This window comes from Stenotrophomonas sp. FBCC-B152 (genome assembly GCF_059134105.1).
This window is the reverse complement of record NZ_CP101442.1, coordinates 1709167-1726969: the sequence shown is the minus strand read 5'-3', so window position 1 is coordinate 1726969 and position 17803 is coordinate 1709167. Positions and strand designations below refer to the sequence as shown.

Here is a 17803-nt window from a genome sequence, read left to right as displayed (position 1 = left end):
CCGCTCCCTCATCCCCGGAAACCGCATGCCCGGAACCTCGTCAATGACGCCATCTGGGGTCGCCAGCATCGAGGAGTTGGGCCTTCGTGGCACCCTTTTCCTAGCCGCACTGTTAGCCGCGCAGCTACGACGCATACCGGTGGCGCCCACACGCCGCTCCACCTTGCTGGTGCTGGACACGCTGCGAGACTTGGCCTTGATCCAAGTTCCCTGGCCAGCGGATCGATGGCAGATCCGCCCCGATGCCGAGGTCACGCCCATCGAAGATCTGCAATGGGCTTTCGCCTGGTCTACCCACGAGCGCAGGCACCTGCTCCCGGTGCTGGAAGACCAACTCGGCGATATGGCACACGATGTAGACTTGGCGGACGCGAAACTGGAGCTGTGGGATGAACTTGCACTCTGGGAGACCGAGCAGTTTCTGGAGCAGCAATTGCTCAAACATCACTTCGACCCAGGCTGGGCACGTGATGTGGGGTTCGTCTTTCAATCCGGACCGCGGGGCTTGCCGATCGCGCGGTGGCGTTACTGCTGCTGGGCGGCGGTACGCCAAGGTGCCTCGGTGGCGATGCGTCTTGGCGTGCACGACAGCGCCCATGTGCGGGAAGCCATCTTTCAGGAGGTCCAGAAGCGCCTGCGCTACCTGATGACCAGTTCGCCCGAGCAAGGCATGTTCAAGCCCTATCATTTGGCACCGGAGTCCTCAGTAGCCAAACTGTTTGTAGATTGGGTCGTCCCTATGGAATGGGCGTACTGGACAGGTGAGCGCCACCCCAGCCGCTAGCAGACAAACGAGCAGCCTCGTCAGTCGGCTCCCCCATCTTGCGCATGGCCGCGCCGAGTTTTCTTCACCGCATTTTGTGCTGGCGTCAGTTGATTCAGTAGAGGCTCTAGCGCTTCAAGACGTGCATTGGCACGCAACGCATCGGCTTCAGCGCTCTCGCGGCGCTCACGCTCCCGCGCAAGGGTGTCTTGAACTTGAGCTAGCTCGTTGCGCATGGTATCCAAGGTCTTGGCGTCAGTCTTCCAGCGCTCCTGCAGTGCCAAATAGTCCGTCGCGGTCTGGCGCAACGCCACGACCTCGCTGTGTTGGCCTTCGTGGGCCTGTCGTAGCTGGGCAAGCTCACGCTCAATCCGCCCGTGGCGCTCCAGCCATTGACCATTGTCGCGGTTCAGCACCAACAGCTCCTGATTCTTCGCGCCCAAGGCTTCATTGGCCTGACGTAAGGCTACTTGCAGCTCTTGGACCTGATGCTCGTGACGGCGAAGCTCTTGCTCACGCTGCTCTTTGGTTGAAGTGCGGTAGTGCTCAAGCGCTTCCCGGGCATGGGCATGCTTGTCCTCCAGAGAACGCGTATGCGCCTCATGATCAGCCAGCCGCACCGTCATGCCAGCGATGCGCTCGTTCAACTGGGCGATTTCCGCGATCCTGTCACCTAGATTCTGTTGAAGGAGGGCGTGAGCAGCTTGCTCTTGGTGCAGGCTTGCTTCGGTGCGCTGCAGCCGACTGCTCAAGGCGGCAGCCTCCTCTTGGGCACCGGAAAGCGCCTGTTGCCGACTGTGGAGCTCAGCCTGATGGCGCTCACGCTCCTGGGTGAGGATGGCCTCTGCTTCCTCCTGGAGCCGCGAGGCCAAGCGCGCAACCAAGTCCTGCAAAGCATCACTAACGGCTACCGTCCTCGCCGGACCGCCGCCTTCCTCTCCTTCCAGTTCACGCAAGTAGCGGTGGATCGTGGTCTTGGAGCCCGTGTTGCCCAAGGCCACTCGCACCGCGTCGACTGACGGCTTCTTGCCTTGGGCCAGCAGCGCGTCGCGCGCCTTCTGGACGTCACTCTTATAGAGTCCTGCGCGCGCCATCGTGCCACCCCACTTTATTTCGTAATGTATTACATACCATGTAATTACATACTATTAAAGCAGGTAGACGACCGCTCGTCGGCGAAAATAGTTATACGGGATAATGTGGAATTATCCCGCCTTAGCCCCAAAACTGGGGTAGAGTCGGCCCGAAGCGGTACGAAACCCTCAGCGCAGGCGATTCGTCGTCGGTCCGCAGCGATGGCAAGCGGGGAGCACCCACCATGAGCACGGTCGAGCAGTACCTGGATGCGGCCACCCGCGCCAACACCGAGCGCGCGTACGCCGGCGCGACCCGTCACTTCGAGGTCGACTGGGGCGGTCATCTGCCGGCGACCGCCGATCAGGTGGCCCGCTACCTGGCCGCCTACGCGGGGCAACTCGCACTCAACACGCTCAAGCACCGGCTCGCAGCCTTGGCCCAGTGGCATCACGCGCACGGCTTTGCCGACCCCACGCGGGCCCCGATCGTGCGCAAGGTGCTCAAGGGCATCCAGACCTTGCACCCGAGCCAAGAGAAGCGCGCCACACCGCTGCAGCTCACGCAACTGGGCCAGGTGGTGGATTGGCTCGACGGCGCCGCGGCCGCGGCCGGCACGCGCGGCGATCCGGCCGGCCGGCTCCGGCACCTGCGCGATCGCGCCCTGGTGCTGCTGGGCTTCTGGCGCGGCTTCCGCGGCGACGAACTGGTTCGTCTGCAGGTGCAGGACCTGCGCCTGGTGCCCGGCGAAGGCATGACCTGCTTCCTGTCGCACAGCAAGGGCGACCGCCAGCACACCGGCCGGACCTACAAGGTGCCGGCGCTGTCGCGCTGGTGTCCGGTCGCGGCGACCTCGGCCTGGATCGCGGCGGCCGACCTCCACGAGGGCCCGCTGTTCCGCGCGGTCGACCAGTGGGCGGGGATCGCCGCCACGCCGCTGCATCCCAACAGCCTGGTGCGCCTGCTGCGGCGGATCTTCCGCGAGGCCGGCCTGGCCTCGCCCGACGACTACAGCAGCCACTCGCTGCGCCGGGGTTTCGCCGGCTGGGCCAACGCCAACGGCTGGGACGTGAAGGCGCTGATGGAGTACGTCGGCTGGCGCGACGTAAATTCGGCGATGCGCTACCTCGATGGCGCCGATCCGTTCGCCCGTGAGCGCATCGAAGCCAGTCTGCCGCCGATCGCGCCCCCGCGCCTGGCGCTGCCGGCGCCGGCTGTCGCGCCGGTGCCGAGCACGACAGTGGAGGCGACCATCACGCTGACCCGGCTCACCCCGCGCGTGCGCGGCCTGGCCAAGGCCCATCGGCTGATCGAGCAGATCTGCCTGCACCCCCACCAGGCGCAGCGGCTCGATGCCGATGGCACTCGCTACCGCCTGGCGATCGCCGCATCTGACGACGCGGCGCTGGAAGAAACCATCGCGATGCTGCTCGACGAGATGCACCGCATCGCCGACAACCACCAGTGCTTCCTCGCCGTCGCCTTGCGCGATGAAGCGGGCGGCCGCCATTGGGACTGAGCTGCGCATGACGACGCTGCACGAAACCGCCTACCCACGCCTCAAGCCCGATCCCACCGCCAAAGAACTGCAGGACATCTACACGCCCAGCGAGGCGGAACTTCAGTGCGTCCGAAGCATCACCAGCGGCCCGGCCACGCGTCTGGCCCTGTTGCTGCATCTGAAGCTGTTTCAGCGGTTGGGTTATTTCACGACACTGGACGAGGTGCCCCAACGCATCGCGCAGCACGTCGCCCAGGCCGTGGGGATGCGGCGCGTACCGGCCGACCGGTTGGCGAGCTACGACACGTCCGGTGGCAAGCGTGGGCACCTGGCCCAGCTGCGGGCGTTCCTCAATGTCCGCCCGCTCGATAGCGCCGGGCGTGACTGGCTTGGCACGGTTGCTGAAACGGCGGCTCAGACCAAACACATCGTGCCCGACATCGTGAACGTGATGCTCGAAGAGCTGGTGCACCACCGCTTTGAGCTGCCGGCGTTCAGCACGCTCGAACGTCTCGCGATCGCCGCCCGCGAACAGGTCCACGACGCGCACTACCGCCAGATTACGGACGCGCTGACGCCGGCGATGCGGGCGCTGATCGACGAGCTGCTGCTGACGCCGCCGGGCAGCCATCACAGCGGCTGGCACGCGCTCAAGCGCGAGCCCAAGCGGCCGACCAACAAGGAAGTGCGCCATTACCTGCAGCACATCCAGCGCCTGCGTACCTTGGCCGAGCAACTGCCGCCGATTGATGTCTCGGTGCCCAAGCTCAAGCAATTCCGCGCGATGGCCCGCGCGCTCGATGCCAGCGAACTGGCCGAACTGGTCCCGGTCAAGCGCTATGCGCTGGCCGCGATCTTCATCCGTTCGCAGTACCGCAAGACGCTCGACGATGCGGCCGACCTGTTCATCCGGCTGATTCAGAACCTGGAGAACACCGCGCAGCAGAAGCTGATCGCCTACCAGCTCGAACACAGCAAGCGCGCCGACGCGCTGATCGGCCAGCTCCGGGAGATCCTGCAGGCCTACCAGGTCGAGGGCACCGATACCCAGCGCGTGGATGCGATCGAGGGCGTGCTGGTCGCCGACATCAGCCTGCTGATGGCCGAATGCGATGAGCACATGGCCTACGCCGGCCGCAACTACCTGCCGTTCCTGCTGGCGCCGTACGGGACATTGCGCCCGCTGCTGTTCAACTGTCTGGAGATCATGGGCCTGCGGGCCGCCAGCCAGGATCCCAGCATGGAGCACATGATCGGCGCCGTACTCGCGCTGCGCAGCCAGCGTCGCGAGGCGGTCGACGCGGCCGGGCTGGGGCTGGAGGTGACCACCGACCTGACTTGGCTGTCGGCCGCCTGGCGAAAGCACGTGCTGCCCAAGGCCTTGGCTGCTGCCAGCCCCGGCTGGATCCACCGCAAGTATTTCGAGCTGGCGGTGCTGGCGCAGGTCAAGGACGAACTCAAATCCGGCGACTTGTACATCCCGCACGGCGAGCGCTACGACGACTACCGCGAGCAGCTGGTCGACGAGGCGACGTTCGCGCAGGAGCTGGACGCCTACGGCGAGGTATCGGGGATCGCCACCGACGCGGCCGACTTTGTGCAGGGCTTGCGCACCGAGCTGACGACATTGGCCGATGCCGTCGATGCCCGGTTTCCGGACAACCTGCACGCCAGCGTGGTCGACGGGCGATTGGTGCTCAGGCGCCTGCAGGGCGCCCAGGTAACGCAGGCGATCGCCGCGGTGGATAGCGCGATCACTGAACGCCTGCCACCGACCAGCATCGTCGATGTCCTGGTTGACACCACCCGCTGGCTGGATCTGCACGTGCACTTCCGTCCGATCGCCGGCACCGACGCGCGGGTCGACGATCTGCTGCGGCGGGTGATCACCACGCTGTTCTGCTACGGCTGCAATCTTGGGCCGACCCAGACCGCGCGCTCGGTCAAGGGTTTCAGCCGGCGTCAGATCTCCTGGTTGAACCTGAAATACGTCACCGACGAGACCCTCGACAAGGCGATCGTCGAGGTGATCAACCTGTACAACAAGTTCGAGCTGCCCGGTTATTGGGGCAGCGGCAAGAGCGCCTCGGCCGACGGCACCAAGTGGAGCGTGTACGAGCAGAACCTGTTGTCGGAGTACCACATCCGGTACGGCGGCTATGGCGGCATCGGCTATTACCACGTGTCCGACAAGTACATCGCGTTGTTCAGCCACTTCATCCCGTGCGGCGTGCACGAGGCGGTCTACATCCTCGACGGGCTGCTGGCCAACCGCTCCGACATCCAGCCCGACACGGTGCACGGCGACACCCAGGCGCAGAGCTTCCCGGTGTTCGGGCTGGCGCATCTGCTAGGCATCAACCTGATGCCTCGCATCCGCAACATCAAGGATCTGGTGTTCTCCCGGCCGGAGCCGGGGCGGACGTACGAGAACATCCAGGCACTGTTCGGCGACAGCATCGACTGGAAGCTGATCGAGACCCACCTGCACGACATGCTGCGGGTCGCGATTTCCATCAAAGTGGGCAAGATTACCGCCTCGACCATCCTGCGCCGGCTCGGCACCTACAGCCGGAAGAACAAGCTGTACTGGGCGTTTCGCGAACTGGGCAAGGCCGTGCGCACGTTGTTCCTGCTGCGCTACATCGACGATGTCGAAGTGCGCAAAACCATCCACGCCGCCACCAACAAAAGCGAGGAGTTCAACGGCTTCGTCAAATGGGCGTTCTTCGGCGGCGAGGGCATCATTGCCGAGAACGTCCAGCACGAGCAGCGCAAGATCGTGCGTTACAACCAGCTGGTGGCCAACCTGGTCATCCTGCACAACGTGGAGCAGATGACCCGGGTGCTGGCGGAGCTGCGGCAAGATGGCGCTAACATCAGCCCGGAAGTGCTTGCTGGGTTGTCGCCATACCGGACCAGCCACATCAACCGGTTCGGCGACTACACGCTGGACCTCAAGCGCGAAGTCGAGCCGATCGATTTCTCCAGGCGCATTCTTGAGTTCACGGCAGGTCACACAGCATGAAAGCCATCCTGCTCGTGGGTCTCGGAGGGTTCATTGGCGCGGTCGCTCGCTACAAGCTTGGCGGCGTCGTCCTACACCTGACCGCACAAGAGCGCTTTCCGTACAGCACGTTCGCCGTCAACGTGCTGGGATGTCTCGTTGTGGGCATTCTTGCCGGCCTCGCCGAGCGGTTCGAGCTGTTTGGCCCAAGCACAAGATTGTTCCTCTTCACCGGCCTACTCGGCGGGTTTACCACGTTTTCTGCATTCGGCCTTGAAGCAACCCACCTGTTGCGGCGTGGCGAGCTGTGGGTTGCCGTGCTGTACGCGGGCGCAAGTGTTGTACTCGGCATCGCCGCAGTCTGGCTGGGCATTAAGGCAACGCTGATCAAGTAGCTGCACAGCGATTGCACTGATCAAGATGAATTCGATGAAGCGATTTTTGTCCCTACATGGACTTTTGTAGCTTGAACCTTGCAGCGGTCGGGGATTTTCACCCCCATCGCTGCCCACCAAGGGCATCTATCCCGCCACACGGGCACGCGCCAAGTACAGGTTGGCCAGCCCCAACACCACGAAGCTGCGATTGGCATTCTTCTCCAGCCCTCGGTAGCGCACCTTGCTGAAGCCCCACAGCCGCTTCACCACCGCGAACACGTGTTCCACCCGTGCCCGGATCCTGGACTTGTTGCGGTTGCGCTCGGCTTCATCCACTTCGCCGCCCTTGCGCACCCGCTGGTTGGTGAAGTCCTTGGCATGCGGCGCATGCTCGCCAATCAGGGCCTTCTGGCTGGCATAGGCACTGTCGCCATAGACCCGCCGCTCCTCCCCGTGCAGCAGGTCCTCCAGCAAGTGCTTGTCGTGTACGTTGGCTGCGGTCACCGCCGCGCTGTGCGCCAGCCCCGTGCGGCTGTCCACGCCAATGTGCAGCTTCATCCCGTAATACCACTGCTGGCCTTTGCGCGTCTGGTGCATGTCAGGATCGCGGGCCTTGTCGGCGTTCTTGGTCGAACTCGGTGCTGCGATTATCGTGGCATCCACGATCGTGCCGGTGCCCACCTTCAGGCCGCGGTCCTCAAGCACGTCTCCCACTTGGGCGAACAACGCTGCGCCCAACTCGTGGTGCTCCAGCAAGCGGCGGAACTTCAGCAGCGTGGTGGCGTCGGGCACCCGCTCGCGGCCCAGGTCGATCCCCACGAACCGCCGCAGCGCCGGACTATCGAGCAGTGCTTCCTCGCATGCCTGGTCGGCCAGGTTGAACCAGTGCTGCACGAAATACATCCGCAGCATCCGCTCCAGCCCCACCGGCGGACGACCGTTGCCAGGCTTGGGGTAGTGCGGCTCGATCACCGCGCACAGCGCCGACCACGGCACGATCTGCTCCATCGTCGAAAGAAACACATCCCGGCGCGTGGGCCGACGGTACTGCTCGAACCCAACTTCCTGATCCGCCGCCATCGCCAAGGTCTGCTGCTTCATCGCTCGATTCCCGCTATCCAATACATGAGACTATTTTCTCAGGTTTTTGAGACTTGATCAGCGTTGCCTTAGACAAATTCGCGGCACCTGGCGTTACTTGCGGAGCGGTTGCCTCATGAATCCAGCAGGCGTTTCAGGTCAATCGATGGCGCTTCAGTGGCAAGCACGATTGTCGGTCATCGAGAAAAACCCCCAGGGCCGGACGAAGCCGGTTTCACCCACGGATCACATCGTCTTGCCGCGATGCATACGCGCCGATCGCTAAGCTCGCTTCAACACCCTTACCGCACAACAACAACGCTGCGACAGCGCGTCGGCACCCGGCGTCACTCTCGCTCAAGGAATTCCCCATGAAAGCCCTCGTCTATAACGGCCCGCGAGATGTCAGCGTGGTCGATGTCCCCGATGCGAAAGTCGAAAAATCCACCGATGCCCTGGTGCGCATCACCACCACCAATATCTGCGGCTCCGATCTGCACATGTACGAAGGTCGCACCGACATGCAGGCCGGGCGCATCCTCGGCCACGAGAACCTGGGCGAGGTGATCGAAGTCGGCGATGCGGTGGATCGGGTCAAGGTCGGCGACCGCGTGTGCCTGCCCTTCAACATCGGCTGTGGTTTCTGCGCCAACTGCGAACGCGGCAAGACTGGGTATTGCCTGACGGTGAACCCGGGCAACGCCGGCGGCGCCTACGGATTCGCCGGCATGGGACCGTACGAAGGTGGCCAGGCCGAGTATCTGCGCGTGCCGTATGCCGACTTCAACTGCCTGGTGTTGCCGCCGGATGCGCAGGAGAAGGAGAACGACTACGTGATGCTTTCCGATATCTTTCCCACCGGTTATCACGCCACCGAACTGGCCGGCGTGCAGCCTGGCGAAACGGTGGTGATCTACGGCGCCGGGCCAGTGGGACTGATGGCGGCGTATTCGGCGATGATCAAGGGCGCCAGCAAGGTCATGGTGGTCGACATGCAGAAGGACCGCCTGGCACTGGCCGAAAAAATCGGTGCAATCGCGATCCACGACGTGGAAGGCAGCGGCGTCGAGCAGGTGCTCGAACTCACAGAAGGCAACGGCGCCGATCGCGGCTGCGAATGCGTCGGTTATCAATGTTTCAACTGCAAGGGCCATGAAGTGCCCAACCTGACCATGAACAACCTGGTCAAGACGGTGAAGCCGACCGGCGGGATAGGCGTCGTGGGCGTGTTCATTCCCGAGGACCCGGGTGCCGAGGACAAGCTGGCCAAGCAAGGCCACCTGGCTTTCAACTTCGGTGAGTTCTGGTTCAAGGGCCAGCAGATCCGCACCGGCCAGGCCAACGTCAAGGCGTACAACCGCCAACTCTGCAACCTGATCCAGGCAGGCAAGGCCAAGCCTTCATTCCTGATCTCGCATGAGTTGCCACTGGCGCAGGCGCCCGAGGGTTACAAACGTTTCGATGCGCGCGAAGACGGCTGGACCAAGGTGGTTTTGAAGCCCGGTGGCTGAGTGCGGGCAATCACTAGCTTCACAAACCTGCCTGCAGTCAGATTTTCCTGTGGGAGCGACGTCAGTCGCGATGAGGCATTACCGGTAAAGCTTCATCGCGACTGACGTCGCTCTCACAGGATCAGCAGGTCGGAAGAGGCTGTATGTCCGTTTCTTTTTGTCGACGCGCATACTGGCCGGCACCCTCACTGCAGGTTCCCCCAATGAAACAAGCCATCTGGAACGACACCACCCTGGCCAGCAGCGACGCTACGGTCGTAGTCGAAAACAACCACTATTTCCCCTTGGCGTCGCTCCCGCGCGAATACTTCCGCGAATCCAGCCACACTACGGTATGTCCGTGGAAAGGCACGGCGCACTACTACGACGTGGTGGTCGGAGATGCGGTCAACGCCAATGCGGCCTGGTACTACCCGGAGCCGAAGGACGCCGCCAAACAGATTCGCGGGCATGTTGCGTTCTGGAAGGGTGTGCAGGGGACGTAGAAGGGGCGTCGCTTCGTACGCAGCGGCCACCCTGCTTTTGTGGGAGCGACGTGAGTCGTGATGAAGCTTTACCGGTAATGCCTCATCGCGACTCACGTCGCTCCCACAGTAGTTGCACCAACCATTGCCGCCGCACGAGGACGCCGCAGCTTCGCGATCGCGACGAGCTTTGACGAGGTTGGCTCGCACGTCATCGATGGCCAAACCCCGCGTGGGATCGGCTTTGAGTGCGTCGTAGGCCACGGCGACCTCGGTGCGCAGCCAATGCTCGCACTCAGCAGCGAGAGGGGGATAGCGGTCGCGCTCCATGCCTCACTCTAGGCGTCGGCTCTGGGAGCAGCATAGCAACCCGGGGCTTGCAGTGGCACAGTCGTCGCTGGAAACTTTAACCATGCCAATGACTTAACTCGCTTTTAGCTGTTTTTTACACGAATCCCTGCCGACCCTCCATAGGGCGGTATGGAGACACGACGAGCGCTGAGTCCTAGGCAATCGTGCGGTCAAACTAGTAGAAGTATCCTTTGATCGTCGCGGCTTCGCTGCGATCTATCACTGTCGGTCTCTGATGATCTCCCGTCGCAGTCGGCCCTCACGTCACGGAGATCGGGTGATCTGTGCCCGATGCTTGAGTCGGCCGTCTCCAGTAAATCGCGCGCGGCTACACCAAAGATCCTGCGATGCTTGGCGGTGCGAAAGGCAATGGCCACTCGACCCTGCCGTCCGATTTGCCGCTCTCGCATGGCAAGAAGAATCCCGTTTATGCGGTCATGGTCGAAGGTCCGGACGGCACCAGATTGCAAGCAGAAGCGGAGCTTCGTCTCGACCACTTTCGACCTGGCGGCTACAAACTGATTGCCTATCTCCCTAGACTCGATAAAGCTGATGTGCCCGTGATTAGCAAAGTCTGGAAGGTGTAAGTCGAGCCTCCGTTTCGGGCCGACAGCTGCCATGCTTCACCCCCGATAATTCCCCCTGCCCCCCCCTTTGTTCCGTTGATGTCCGCCTGCGGCCACATGCGTCCGATCAGCTCCTACGGACAAATGTCAGCCATGGGCTGAACAGCCGTTCTCGCGTCCGTGCGAGTGACCGATGTGATCGACGACGGATATACTTCGATTCACAATGCCGCTCGATGCGGCGACGGCATACCCGCTGGTGCTCGACGCCCCCGGGTTATGCTGGAGCGGCTCCCTTTTCTCAGGTTCGCACCCACTACCCAATCCATATTTATGGCCTCGAAAGCGCCCAAAAATTCGCAGCCATCCGCTGCTACAGCTCCCGCAACGGCACCGGCGGAGGGCGAACGCCGAGCGCTTCGTGGATACGTCGGCCAGTACGAGCGCGCGGGCGCTGCCATCTATGCCGCGCTTGAGCGCGACGAGCTGCTTTGGATTGGCGTCGCTGACCGCAACGCGGGCATTGCGGACGACCTGGTACTAGGATTCGATGGATTGGTGGTCGGTCACCAGTTCAAGACGTCCAAGTTCCCAGGCACTTTCACTGTTGAGACGCTGTTTACTGGTGCCAATGGTCTCTTGAAGCCCCTAGTTCAAGCTTGGCAGTGCCTGTCCAAGGACAACCCAGGAAGTCGCGTCGAGATTCACTTGGTCGTCAACGACTTTCCATCGGTTACCGACAAGCCAGGCGACGGCAGGCTACGGCACAGCGCTGCATTTCTCGAGGAGTTCCAACAGCATCCAAATCGGTCGCTGTCGGATTGGTCCGCGCGAGGATGGAGCCGACTGATCGACCACCTGCGCCGCGAAGCCGGCTTAAATGATGACGACTTCGAACAGTTCATGCATGCCCTGCGCGTGGTGTGCGGAGCTGCAGCGAACTTCATCCAGTCGCACAAGCTGAATGCGGAGCAGGCGAGACAGGCATGCGAGATTGCCAGCGTGCTGCCCAAGCTAGTCGCCGATGAACGCGACAAGGACAGGTGGACGCGTGACGAGCTGCTTCATGAGCTTGGATGGCGCGATCCCGCCAAGACTTTGCTCATCCATCGGTTCCCGGTCGGCGCCTATGTCCAGCGCAATCGGGACACTGAGGTCAAGCTACTAGCAGCGCTTCATGCCTCCAATCACGGCTACGTCTCACTCATAGGACCACCTGGCTCCGGAAAATCCACTCTCCTGCAGGTTGCGCTGGCCACTGAAGCAAGTGTCCGGCTCGTTCGTTACTTAGCGTACGTGCCGGGCGCGGCTCAAGGCGTGGGTCGTGGGGAGGCCGACAACTTCCTGACCGACGTAGGTACGCAGCTGCGGAACAGCGGTTTAGTTGGGCTTCGTCTTCGCGATGACTCGCTATCTGAGCGCCGCGAACAGTTCGGCGTCCTGCTACGGCAGGCTGGTGAGCGCTTCACTCGCGAAGGGATCCGTACAATCATCGTTGTCGACGGGCTAGACCATGTGCCACGCGAAGAACGGCCGACCAATTCGTTTCTGGGAGAGCTGCCTCTTCCCGCGGCAATCCCAAATGGGGTCGTGTTCGTGCTCGGCACGCAACGGTTGGATCTCGCTAATCTGAAGCCCGCCGTAAGAGCGCAAGCGGAGAAGAGCGAGCGACAGGTTCTCATGGGGCCTCTCGGTCGCGAGGAACTCACCTGGATGGCGGATGCGCTAGGCTTGCCTGCCGAGATTCCAAGATTGGATCTCAGCAATCTCACGCATGGCCACCCGCTGGCAACGCGCTACTTGATTCAGGCACTGCTGCACGCTGACGAAGCTGGTCGCAAGCACCTTCTTAGCGGCGGGATGCCGTTCGACGGCGATATTGAGACTGTATATTCAGCTGCTTGGCGCGAGATCGCAAACGATGTCGATGCCATGGATGTGCTGGGCTTCATCGCTCGGGCTGAGGCACCCATGGACCTGCGACTGCTGGCCACGATGGTCAAGGAGTCCTCGATTGAACGCGCCCTGGTCATTGCGCAGCACCTGCTCCGCAGTTCATCCCGGGGATGGAGCGTCTTCCACAACAGCTTTAGGCTGTTCGTCATCGCTCAACCGCGAACCCGCCTCGGGAGCGTCGACGCTGAATACTCGCAGCGCGTATACCGCAACCTTGCCCAGTTGGCGAAGAGCGCGCCACCTGAATCGGCACAGTACTGGCTTGAGCTGCGCTACCGCGCGCGTGCCGGCGACGGTGCCGATGTACTGGCATTGGCGATGCCCGCTCGCTTCAGGCAGCAGCTGGCTGACGGGCGTTCTATCGCCGAGATTCACGCCGACATCCGCCTCGCCCTGCTGGCAGTGCGTGAAACGCACGACGCGACCGCCTTTACACGACTGCTGCTGTGTCGTGACGAAGTGGATCGGCGCAAATCAGCCCTTGAGTACGCCAACCAACTCCCGCTGGCTATGCTGGCGGTGGGGAACATTGAAGCAGCTGTCTCCCTCGTGCAGGACTTCCCCAGCCAGGGCTACGAGGTCGTCGACGCCCTACTAGCGCGAGGCGACTTCGACCGCGCGAAGGAGCTGTTTGAAAGCCTCGAACCACTATCGCAGCTCCATACGCCCAAGTTCAGAAACTACGGGCACCAGCACAACATCAAGGAATTCGAAAGATGGGCAATGCGCGCCGTCCACTTCCGAGACACCGAGCAGATCCAGATAGCGATTGATCATCTCGCCGCAGAGGGTCTAAGGGAGCCGGAAACGGTGGATCCGCAATCTGCCGTAGCGCTGCGGCTGCATCTTAGGAGGGAAGCCGCAAAGGCGATGCTAGGTCAGAAGGTTGGCTCCGATCCTCAAGAACTATGTAGCAAGCTCGGAGTAGCCAACGAAGATAAGCCGTCGGTGATGGTTCACGCAGGGCTTGCGGCCAGTCGACGTGGCGACGTTGGGCAAGCGCTTGCGCTGTTTGATAGTGCCGTCGCTCTTCCCCGGTTCGGGGAGGTACCAAACGGCTACCGTCAACGGATGGCGCTGATCGCATTCGAAGCTGGCCGTCGTGACCTAGCCGAGGCCCTGTTCGACAAGCTGGTCGCACCGATGATCTCCATGTGCGACGACAAGACGGACCTGGCTGGGCTGGGCAATCTGGTCGGCGCAGTGATGCATCACGCGAGGCTTTGCACGCTGCTCAAGAGGCCACTGCCAAGCGTGACACCGTCGAAGCACACCTTCCTTCATCCACTCCAACAGCACGCTTCGACGATAGGTGTGCTTCTAGCTCGCGCTGCCGGCGTCAACGGGTCCTTATCGGCAGGCGGCATCCAAGGCATAGCCCGCACGTCCCTTGGGTATGTCCTACGTCTCGCATCAGAAGGCGGCAGCGAGTCATACCGTATCCAGCAGTCTTTGAAAGCGATCCCCACGCTCGTGCAAGCGCTGCTGAGGCTCGGCGCCGAGCGCGGTGAGACTGAGTATCGCGCGGTACTTCGGGAGGTTGACTCAGCCATCGCTTCATCGGCGTCGAAGGGAACTGCTTACCTGCGACGCAGATTGGCTGTCGATGCATATCGCGTTGACGGTGATCGTGCGGCGGCGGCGGATCGGCTTAATGCCCTCGTGGCGGAGCTTAAAGAAAGTACACCAAGCGAGCAGATCGACGGGCTAGCGAATCTAGCCATCGGGTTGGCTGCGGTCGGGGAGTTAGAGCGGGCGAATCAGTTGCTGGCGACGGTTCCTGAGCAATGCCTTGGCTATGCCTTGGCTCCCAAGAAAGACCCGCAGTACGCGATCTGGCGAAACACTCTAGCTCTCGCGAACGCGGCTGACCCGGAAAACCGTGTCAAGCGGGTCTCAGACCTGATGCGTCAGGTCGGTGGCATGACCAAAACGGAAGGGTCGTCGGCCGCGCGTCGCCTTACCATGGCACTGATTAAGGAAGCGATGCAGGTTGGACCTCGCTTCGGCTTCGAGGTGTCAAAGACACTGGCGGATTGGCATCTAATCGGCTGGCCGAATCGTGTCGACCTGCTCATGACGGGGATGGTCAGGCGAAACCCTGAACTCGTCTTGGCATGCGCGACCGTCTGGTGCGGTCTCTGCCTGCCATTCTATATGGAACCGCACTACCGGGATCCGTCCCATGTTGGTGACTTCATCGACGCCTCCGCGGACGCAGCCGGCCCTGACCAGATTGAACCGCTCGCTCTGATGCTGCTTGGGGCGGTCGAGGTAGCCAGCAGAGCGCACGAGAGAATCACGCTGCTCCAGCGCATTCACAAGGCTTCCGGAAAGCATGGATTCTCGTCGCCTGAGCTCGAAGCCGCCATCGCCCGGTGGACGCCAGAAGCGCCGGAGCCTCGACACTCGTATACGTCTAACAAGTACGCCTCGGAAGCTACTCTCGCGGATCTTGAACTCGCGTTTGAAGCAGATAGCGACGAGCTGAACCACAACGCCCCGGACCGTTTCGAAGAGCTGGCAGACACAGCTCCGATTCATCTGGCGCGAAGGGTCTTTGAGCGCTGGCAGGTATTGCAGGACAACGCACGCTGCCGTTTCCTGATGGTGAAGCGGTTTGCTGCAGCCGATGAGGTCGATTACGCCAAGAAGCTTATGCAAGGCTACGAGACAAGCAACGACCCCTGGAGTTCCTGGAGCCAAGGGATGGGTGGCGGCAAGTTCTTCTACTTTAAGGCGAAGAAGCTTCTGCACGGATCATCCACATGCCCTGCGGCCTTCGAGAACATAGTCGATTCAGTGACAACGGGCCAGGAGAATACCCAGGCACTGCTCACAGAGCTGGATTCGATACTGCCGGTCATCAGCTTGACGCCAGATTGGCCGGCTATCTGGTCGCTGATTGAGGAGCAGATGACCTGCACTCGCGAGTTCCAGTTGGGGCGACCCTTCCAGTCGAGCGAGCTACCACTCAGCGACACGGACCTTTTGGAGGAGTTGCTGCACTTTGCCTATCGACTTCCCATTGCAGAGGTTCAGCGGCACGCGCGCAATTGCGCCCTGAGCTTGGCAAGGCAAGTCGGACAGGGTCAATCTTTGTTCACATCCCTTATCCGGCGACTTATGGACGGTGACTTGGACGCCCCCTTGCAGGCACTCGGAACGCTGCTCGCTGCCGACAGCGCGAACCTCGAGCCCGTATTGGGCCGCGCCGTAGCTGCAATGGTCAGTCACCGTGACATTGCAGTAGCCGAGTCAGCCACGCTCTTGTCGCATCGGTGGGGGCTGGCTGTCTCTTTTGACGCGACGCCACTGCCGCTCTTCTATCTCCTCGAATTCAGTGACCTGCCAGAGAGCGACCAGGCATTCACGGACGAGAGAACTGGTGCAATGCGCGTCGAATCGCCGCTTGGCTGGACTCGTATGTTGCGCTCGACGGCACGTCACATTGCAAAGGCGGCAGACATCGAGGAGATGACAGTTCGCCGTCGCGCGGCGATGTTCATCCAGGATTGGGGTGGACTTGAGGCCTTCGGGCCCTCTGGTGTCAAAGAGCTTGAGGCTCAGCTTCGTGTCCTTGATATGCAGATCACTTACATGAAGCCACACGCCTACATCGCCATTGCTGCCCTTCGCCACGTCGCAGGGGAGCTGCGCCTGGCCGGCAAGTTGGAGAGCCGGGACAGTCCGATGCTGTTGGAGAGATTGGGCTACCCGCTTCCGCCTCGGCCATTGATGCTCCCGCGAGTTCGTCCCGAGTGGATTCGAAGGCCGCTGATTGACCGAAGTGCCGGTTGGTCCGAGCGAGAGCAGAAGTGGATTGACGAGGTTGACGGCGATGTTGCCCCTTTCCTGGCGCACTGCGACGGCCAAGTCGTGGCCGAGGTGTCTCGCTTCCATATCCACAAGGCACGACTGTCAGAGCACCGCTTCTACCGCTTTAGAGCACCTTGGGCAGAGACTGATAGTGAAGAGTTCGACGATTGTTACGCCAAGCTGCCCATCGCTGTTTGGCTAGGCCAGTACGTCCCACTCGACAATGATCTGGCACCAACGCTGGTAAGGCGAGTTGTCTGCTCCGTGGACATGGGCTTTGACACAGCGGCCAATCCGTTTGCATTATGCCCAAACTGGGTTGAGGGGCTTCGCTGGCGCGCTCATGACGAGACACCGAGCGTATTCTTCGATGCGAGCGGAACGGTGGTCGCAGAGCTTCACTGGTGGCGTGACGCTGGCCCGGTTGGAATCGATGCGGATTCTCTGTGGGGCGAGGGTTGCTACCTCGTTGTGACGCCGGCTGGCCTGGAACAACTCACCGCCGCTTATGGGAAAGAGTCCTTAGCCGTTAATGTGTTCGCAAGCAGGCATATAGAGCAGCCGAGTAATTGCGGGCAAACTCTCCTAAGAACGGCGAAGGGCGGATACTCGGTCTAAGGCCATCCATACTCCGCTTCGATCCTAGACGCTAAACTACAGGCTGTTATCGCTGACGCAGCCCTTCTGGCGTAAGAACTGGAACGACCGCTATGCGTCGGAAGCAGCCATTGCCCTACCACGATAGACACCCCGAATCCATGTTTGGCCTTGAGCCTGCTTCGGTCCATCGCTGTTGGAGCCAAGGCTGAACCTAAAGCCCATCCTTCCTGGGCGCATCGGATAAATCGGGAGAGACTTCAATATCTTCTAGCCGGTCACTCCCAGGATTCGCGCGGAGCCTGGAAAAGAGGCAGAGTCGAATCTTGGCGCTAGTCGAAGTGACACCATTGGTCCAGATCTCTCCTAGATCTTTGAGCGCAGCCTGCACCCACGCTGCCCCGCTGCCCGTTGAGGTAGCCGGCCTGCATACGCCCACGGCCCAGCAGATCCGACTGGGCCATGTTAGGCGTCACAACCTGGAGCGGCTCACCTGGCGATGCCAGCTGGCCCCATATCGGCTGGACCACGCAAAGCGCCGTCTGTCACCACAGGGATACGCCGAAGAACAGCGTTCATCCGGCGGTTCTTCGGCGACCTGCTACCAAGGACTTACTGGGTCCCAAGCTGCTTGAGTGACAGTCCCGCCTGAGTTGCCGCCCTGTTGCTGTTCGGCCACAGCTGATTGTGCCCGCGTAGAACCAATCAGTGTGCACAGGGTCCTTTCATCTATGTAC

At 61.7% G+C, this 17803-nt stretch carries 10 protein-coding genes; 8 read left to right on the top strand and 2 right to left on the bottom strand.

Annotation, left to right across the window (positions count from 1 at the left end; all coding sequences use genetic code 11):
• Nucleotides 1-25: 25 nt before the first annotated feature.
• Complete coding sequence (locus tag NMB40_RS08120) at nt 26-784, top strand: hypothetical protein (RefSeq protein WP_223293216.1); 759 nt, start codon at nt 26-28, stop codon at nt 782-784.
• A 20-nt stretch (nt 785-804) separates the two neighbouring features.
• Here the strand turns inward: NMB40_RS08120 and NMB40_RS08115 are convergent, their stop codons facing one another.
• The gene (locus NMB40_RS08115; RefSeq protein ID WP_032961134.1) at nt 805-1857 is read right to left on the bottom strand and encodes a DNA-binding protein; all 1053 of its coding nucleotides are present in this window, start codon (nt 1855-1857) and stop codon (nt 805-807) included.
• Between the two features lie 224 nt (nt 1858-2081).
• Here NMB40_RS08115 and NMB40_RS08110 point away from each other — a divergent pair, with 224 nt between their 5' ends.
• The 3 genes from NMB40_RS08110 to crcB are packed head-to-tail and all read left to right on the top strand — an operon-like array spanning nt 2082 to nt 6740.
• Entirely contained in the window at nt 2082-3356 is a 1275-nt protein-coding gene (locus tag NMB40_RS08110) for a tyrosine-type recombinase/integrase (RefSeq protein WP_102947205.1), read from the top strand.
• A 7-nt stretch (nt 3357-3363) separates the two neighbouring features.
• Entirely contained in the window at nt 3364-6366 is a 3003-nt protein-coding gene (locus NMB40_RS08105; protein ID WP_102947214.1) for a Tn3 family transposase, read from the top strand.
• A complete protein-coding gene (gene crcB, locus NMB40_RS08100; RefSeq protein WP_102947206.1) occupies nt 6363-6740 on the top strand; it encodes a fluoride efflux transporter CrcB in 378 nt (125 codons plus the stop codon). The genes NMB40_RS08105 and crcB overlap by 4 nt, the downstream gene beginning before the upstream one ends.
• A 126-nt stretch (nt 6741-6866) precedes the next feature.
• On the opposite strand, the gene NMB40_RS08095 is transcribed toward crcB, so the two are convergent.
• On the bottom strand, nt 6867-7823 hold the full coding sequence (locus tag NMB40_RS08095) for an IS5 family transposase (protein WP_102947207.1): 957 nt from the start codon (nt 7821-7823) through the stop codon (nt 6867-6869).
• 350 nt (nt 7824-8173) lie between these two features.
• On the opposite strand from NMB40_RS08095, the gene NMB40_RS08090 reads away from it, so the two are divergent.
• The 4 genes from NMB40_RS08090 (at nt 8174) to NMB40_RS08075 (ending at nt 17087) form a co-directional block, all read left to right on the top strand.
• Nucleotides 8174-9313 carry a glutathione-independent formaldehyde dehydrogenase gene (locus NMB40_RS08090; protein ID WP_102947208.1) on the top strand — a complete coding sequence of 380 codons (1140 nt, stop codon included), beginning with the start codon at nt 8174-8176 and terminating at the stop codon, nt 9311-9313.
• A 203-nt stretch (nt 9314-9516) separates the two neighbouring features.
• Nucleotides 9517-9798, top strand: a complete 282-nt coding sequence (locus tag NMB40_RS08085) for a DUF427 domain-containing protein (protein ID WP_102947209.1) — start codon at nt 9517-9519, stop codon at nt 9796-9798.
• Between the two features lie 677 nt (nt 9799-10475).
• Nucleotides 10476-10715: a hypothetical protein gene (locus NMB40_RS08080; protein WP_146027648.1), complete on the top strand. Its 240-nt coding sequence runs from the start codon at nt 10476-10478 to the stop codon at nt 10713-10715.
• A gap of 312 nt (nt 10716-11027) precedes the next feature.
• The gene (locus NMB40_RS08075) at nt 11028-17087 is read left to right on the top strand and encodes a DEAD/DEAH box helicase family protein (RefSeq protein WP_026070503.1); all 6060 of its coding nucleotides are present in this window, start codon (nt 11028-11030) and stop codon (nt 17085-17087) included.
• The last annotated feature ends 716 nt before the right edge of the window (nt 17088-17803 follow it).